Source organism: Streptomyces noursei, assembly GCF_001646665.1.
Lineage (GTDB): Bacteria > Actinomycetota > Actinomycetes > Streptomycetales > Streptomycetaceae > Streptomyces > Streptomyces lavendulocolor.
Genome location: NZ_LWBU01000324.1, coordinates 1 through 431 on the forward strand (window position 1 = coordinate 1; position 431 = coordinate 431).

The window sequence follows — 431 nt, forward strand, 5'->3', positions numbered from 1 at the left end:
CTTCATGCGGCTTCTCTCGCTGGACGGCACCGAGCTTCCCGTCCTGTCGCACCTGACCTACGACGCGCGTGACCCGTACGCGGTCACGGTCGGCTTCCCCCACGCCGGGCTCGTGTACGCCGAGTGGCGCCTCGACCGCGACATGCTGCGGTACGGCATGGCGCACCCGATCGGCGAGGGCGACGTGCGGATGTGGCCGGCGCTCAACGGCACCCGCGACGAGCTCCGCATCGAGCTGGCGCACACGACCGTGTTCACCGTGCGGGCGCCGTCGCTGCGGCGCTTCCTGGAGCGCACGCACGAGGAGGTCCCGGCCGGCCGGGAGCGCATCGAGGAGCTGGACGCCTTCCTGGCGGAGCTGCTGGCGGCCGGCTGATCCGCCGGTCCCCTCCGTGCCGACCGTCGGCGGTCCCGCGGTCGCCGGCGCCCCC

General features: G+C 74.2%; 1 protein-coding gene. It reads left to right on the top strand.

Features of this window, described 5'->3' with window-relative positions; genetic code table 11:
* Nucleotides 1–376, top strand: a 376-nt coding sequence (locus A4V12_RS23235; protein ID WP_350498024.1) for an SsgA family sporulation/cell division regulator, incomplete at its 5' end; no start/stop codon positions are given.
* Between the last annotated feature and the right edge of the window lie 55 nt (nucleotides 377–431).